Genomic DNA, 3,322 nt, shown 5'->3' with positions numbered 1-3,322 from the left:
ACCTGCTCCCACCCGGGACCACCGTGGATGCCGACGGTGTCGCCCGGGTGGGTGGCGCACGCCTGGACGACATCGCCGCTGACGTCGGCACCCCGGCGATCATCGTCGCCGAGGACGCCCTGCGCGCCCGGGCCAGGGCCTACGCCGACGGCCTCGCCAGTCGGTGGCCGAACAGCAGGGTGGTGTTCGCGTCGAAGTCCTTCCCCTGCACCGCCGTCCAGCGCGTCATGGTGCAGGAAGGGCTGGGGCTCGACGTCGCCGGTGGCGGCGAGATCGTCACGGCCCTCAAGGCCGGTGCCGACCCGGCATCCCTGGTGCTGCACGGCAACGCCAAGCTCGACGACGAGATCGCCCTCGCCGTCGAGAACAGGCTGGGGCTGGTCGTCGTCGACAACGCCGACGACGTCGACCGGCTCGAGGCGGCCATCCCCCGCGGGCAGAGGATGGACGTGCTCGTGCGGGTGATCCCCGGGGTGACCGCTGACACCCACGCCAGCGTGCTGACCGGCCACGACGGGAGCAAGTTCGGCCTCGCGCCGGCCCAGGCCGTGCCGCTCATCGCCCGGATCGAGGCGTCACCGGTGCTGCGGATGCGCGGCCTGCACCTGCACGTCGGGTCGCAGATCATGGAGACCGAGCCGTTCGCACAGGCCGTCGAGGCGGTGGCCGGCATCGCCGGGCTCGGGGAGTTCCCCGTCTACGACCTCGGCGGCGGGCTCGGGGCGCGCTACACGTGGAGCGACCAGCCGGCCGGCATCCCGGACTACCTCGACGCCCTCGTCGGCGCGGCGCGCGCTCACCTGCCCGCGCAGGCGCAGCTCATCATCGAGCCCGGGCGCAGCATGGTCGCCGAGGCTGCGTGCACGCTCTACCGGGTGGTCACCGTCAAGCGCGGCACTCACACGTTCGTCGCCGTCGACGGGGGGATGGGCGACAACCTCGAGGTGGCGCTGTACGACCAACGGTTCGAGGCCGGCATCGTCGGGCGCTTCGACGGCGCCGGCGAGCAGTGCCAGGTCGTCGGGCGGCACTGCGAGAGCGGCGACGTCCTCGTGGCCGGGGTGCCGCTGGCCGATCCCGCGGTCGGAGACCTGCTCGTCGTCCCCGCCACCGGCGCCTACTGCCACACGATGGCCAACAACTACAACGGCAACCGCCGGGTCCCCGTGGTCTTCGCCTCGGGCGGCAGCTGGCGGGTCGTCGTGCGCCGCGAGACGTGGGACGACCTCCTGCGCCGAGACGTCGACTGACCAAGGGAGAGAGCGATGGACCACATCAGTCTGATCGGGGCACCCACCGACGTGGGTGCCAGCGTGCTCGGATGCCGGATGGGCCCGGCCGCGCTGCGGCTCGCCGGCATCCAGGAGTCCCTCGAGCGCTTCGGGTCCGAGGTGCACGACTGCGGTGACGTCACCGGCCCGGACAACCCGGGGGCATTCGCGGTCGACGGCTACCGCCACCTCGCGGAGGTCACGGCGTGGAACCACGCGGTGTTCGACGCGGTCTACGCCGAGCTCGTCGGAGGGCGGCTACCGATCATGCTCGGCGGCGACCACTGCCTGGCCATCGGCTCGATCTCGGCCGCGGCACGGCACTGCCGCGAGACGGGGAAGCGGTTGCGCGTGCTGTGGTTCGACGCGCACGCCGACTACAACACCGCCTCCATCACCCCCTCCGGCAACATGCACGGGATGCCGGTCGCGGTCCTCACCGGCAACGGGCCCGAGCCCCTGCTCAACCTCTCGGGGGCCGTGCCCGCCGTCGACCCGCACGACGTGCGGGAGATCGGCCTGCGCGACGTCGACCTCGGTGAGAAGCACCTGCTCGCGGAGCACGAGGTCGAGGTGTTCGACATGCGCTACCTCGACGAGATCGGGGTGCGGCACGCCATGGAGATGGCCCTCAAGGGGGTCGACGAGAACACCCACCTGCACGTCAGCCTCGACCTGGACTTCCTGGACGACTCGATCGCCCCGGGGGTCGGGACCCCGGTGCGTGGTGGGCCGACCTACCGCGAGGCCCACCTGTGCATGGAGATGATCGCCGACACCGGGCGACTGGGCAGCCTGGACATCGTCGAGCTCAACCCGGCACTCGACGTGCGCAGCCAGACCTCGACCCTCGCGGTCGACCTCGTCGAGAGCCTGTTCGGCAAGAGCACCCTGCTGCGGGTGCACCGGCGCTGACGCCAGCGAGCCGGCGCGAGCGGCGGGCCGACGAGTCACGTGGGACAGTGGGCCCATGTCCATGCGCCGTCTCGACCGTGCCGTTGCGGACTACGTGGCCATGCGCGACCAGCTGATCGCCGCCACCGACGAGTTCGTCGCGCTCGTCACCGGCATCATCGACGAGGCGGGCATCAACTACCTCACCGTCACCGGCCGCACGAAGTCGGTGCCGTCCTTCACGGCCAAGGCGCGCGGCATCCTCGCTGCGGACCCCGGAGCAGACCCGCTCGTCGCGGTCACCGACCAGGTGGGCGTGCGGGTCATCACCTACGTGCAGCGTGACATCGACGCCGTGGCCGAGCTGCTCGCCGAGCAGTTCACCGTGCTCGACGACCGTGACCTCGGGGAGGAGACCGCCGCCGCCGGTCGCTTCGGCTACGCGAGTCGACACCTGCTCGTCTCCCGCGCCACCGGGGATGCCGGGGTGTCAGCGGCGGGCGACCCGACGGCATACGAACCGCTGACCTGCGCGTCGATCCAGCTGCGGACGGTGCTCCAGCACGCGTGGGCGGAGTTCGAGCACGACATCCGCTACAAGGGGACGGTGCCGCCCGAGCAGGTGCCCGACCTCGATCGCCGGTTCACCCTGGCGGCGGGGCTGATCGAGCTCGCCGACCGCGAGTTCGGGGCGATCCGCGACCGCCTGCAGGCCGGGCTGGGCGACAGCAGCGTCGGGGCGGGTGACGAGCTCGACCCGCGCATCAGTGCCCAGGAGCTCGCGACCTTCCTCGCCGGGCGCTACTCCAGCGCCGGGTGGTCACGCACCGACCACTACGAGTGGATCTCGGGGCTGCTCCTCGAGCTCGGCATCGCCTCGCTGGACGAGCTGAGTGCCACGTTGCGCGACGTCGACAGCTCGGCGGTGACGGCGGCGATGGGCTACAGGTACCCGCCCGGTGCGGTGCGCCGACTCGACGACGACCTGCTCTCCCGGTTCGGCGACACCTACGTCGCCCTCCACGGCAACGCCCACCGGCGCGAGGCCCTCGAAGCCCGCCGCGCCAACCTCACGACCTCGCCGTGAGTGCGGAAGTGGCTGCCCTGGCAACCACTTCCGCACTCACGGCGAGCCCTGCTGGCTACTTCACCTCGGC

Annotated in this window: 3 protein-coding genes; all 3 read left to right on the top strand. The window is 71.8% G+C overall.

What is annotated here, in order from left to right; translation table 11 throughout:
* The coding region (lysA, locus tag PLL68_RS13265; RefSeq protein ID WP_324534842.1) for a diaminopimelate decarboxylase at positions 1 to 1,250 on the top strand (1,250 nt) is incomplete at its 5' end.
* A gap of 15 nt (positions 1,251 to 1,265) precedes the next feature.
* Positions 1,266 to 2,186 carry an arginase gene (gene rocF, locus PLL68_RS13260; RefSeq protein WP_324534840.1) on the top strand — a complete coding sequence of 307 codons (921 nt, stop codon included), beginning with the start codon at positions 1,266 to 1,268 and terminating at the stop codon, positions 2,184 to 2,186.
* Positions 2,187 to 2,241: 55 nt separating this feature from the next.
* The gene (locus PLL68_RS13255; RefSeq protein WP_324534838.1) at positions 2,242 to 3,252 is read left to right on the top strand and encodes a GTP pyrophosphokinase; all 1,011 of its coding nucleotides are present in this window, start codon (positions 2,242 to 2,244) and stop codon (positions 3,250 to 3,252) included.
* Positions 3,253 to 3,322 lie beyond the last annotated feature (70 nt).

Source organism: Ornithinibacter sp. (genome assembly GCF_035443565.1).
In the GTDB taxonomy this organism is placed as follows: Bacteria; Actinomycetota; Actinomycetes; order Actinomycetales; family Dermatophilaceae; genus Fodinibacter.
The sequence above is the reverse complement of the archived record's forward strand: the minus strand, read 5'-3'. Positions and strand labels throughout refer to the sequence as shown.

Coding starts and splice junctions, on each gene's coding strand:
- PLL68_RS13255 (WP_324534838.1), top strand. CDS start 2,242: ATGTCCATGCGCCGTCTCGACCGTGCCGTTGCGGACTACGTGGCCATG.
- rocF (WP_324534840.1), top strand. CDS start 1,266: ATGGACCACATCAGTCTGATCGGGGCACCCACCGACGTGGGTGCCAGC.